This is a genomic window from Vibrio sp. 1731 (assembly GCF_033339955.1).
Lineage (GTDB): Bacteria > Pseudomonadota > Gammaproteobacteria > Enterobacterales > Vibrionaceae > Vibrio > Vibrio alginolyticus.
The window spans coordinates 1-1153 of the sequence record NZ_JAWOVO010000129.1; the positions used below are offsets into that span (position 1 = coordinate 1).

Below are 1153 nucleotides of genomic sequence, written 5' to 3' on the forward strand. Positions count from 1 at the left end.
ACGCCTTGAACGTAAGGACCGATTGCTGCTGGTGCAGACTCAGTGTGAAGTACTTTCGTCATTTGATTTTTTCCATCTGTTTTAGGGGAAGAAAGAGTATACCCAAGCCTTATTAATATGCTTGAAGGTAATCAGTTTGCCTTTAAACCTGCGGCAGGTAAAGAGCAAAATACCCTGCCAAGACAGGGTATTTCATGCGTATGAGAGTTCGGAGCGTTGGCGAGATTATCGCTCAGTCACAATCTCACGTGAGAATACTTTCTCACAGTATTTGCACTTCAAACGAATCTCTTCTTTCTTTTCGAAAACTTTAAAACTGCTTTCTACTGGCTCGTTGTGAGAGATACAGTTTGAGTTTGGACACTCAAACACGTTGTTGATTTTCTCTGGCAACTCTAGAGCCAGTTTTTTCACGACTTCGTAGTTTTCGATTTGGTTTACCGTCGCGTGCGGTGCGTACAGCGCCAGTTTGCTTGCTTGTTCTTCATTGATGAACACGTTCTCTATCTTCAGCAAGTCTTTGTGACCCAAAGCTGAAGATGGCAAGTTCAGACCAATCGTTACACGTTGAGAAGAATTGTGCATATCGAACAATTTCAGCACTTTGATACCAATTTGTGCTGGAATGTGGTCGATGACGGTGCCGTTTTTGATTGCTTCTACCTGCAATTGAGTTTCTTTAGCCATGTTTTTATCTCCTCGATTACAGTGTTTCGTTTAGAACCAAAGCCAACAGCGCTTGGCGAGCGTACACGCCATTTTGTGCCTGCTGGAAGTAGTACGCGTGTGGGGTTTTATCTACGTCTGTCGTGATTTCATCAACACGAGGTAGCGGGTGCAGTACTTTTAGATTTTCACGCGCGCCTTCCAATAGAGCCGCCGTCAGAATGTAAGCTGACTTGATGTGCGCATATTCAGACTCGTCGAAACGCTCTTTTTGAACGCGAGTCATGTAAAGAATATCGAGCTCAGGAATTACCGCTTCCATCTCTGTGTGTAGGCTGTATTCAATGCCAGCTTCATCGAGTTCTTCGCAGATGTACTCTGGCATCGCCAATGCGTCTGGAGCGACAAAGTAGAAGCGGATGTTATTGAACTTCGCCAGTGCTTGAGTTAGTGAGTGAACGGTGCGGCCGTATTTTAAATCGCCGAC

The 1153-nt window shown here is 44.9% G+C and carries 1 protein-coding gene and 2 pseudogenes; all 3 read right to left on the minus strand.

The annotated features are described in order from the left end of the window. Nucleotides 1-62: pseudogene (locus R7035_RS25650) on the minus strand (reactive intermediate/imine deaminase); the annotation flags it as partial. A 163-nt stretch (nt 63-225) separates the two neighbouring features. Beyond that, complete coding sequence (gene pyrI / locus R7035_RS25655) at nt 226-687, minus strand: aspartate carbamoyltransferase regulatory subunit (protein WP_005455107.1); 462 nt, start codon at nt 685-687, stop codon at nt 226-228. A gap of 16 nt (nt 688-703) precedes the next feature. Further along, nucleotides 704-1153, minus strand: a pseudogene (locus tag R7035_RS25660) (aspartate carbamoyltransferase); the annotation flags it as partial.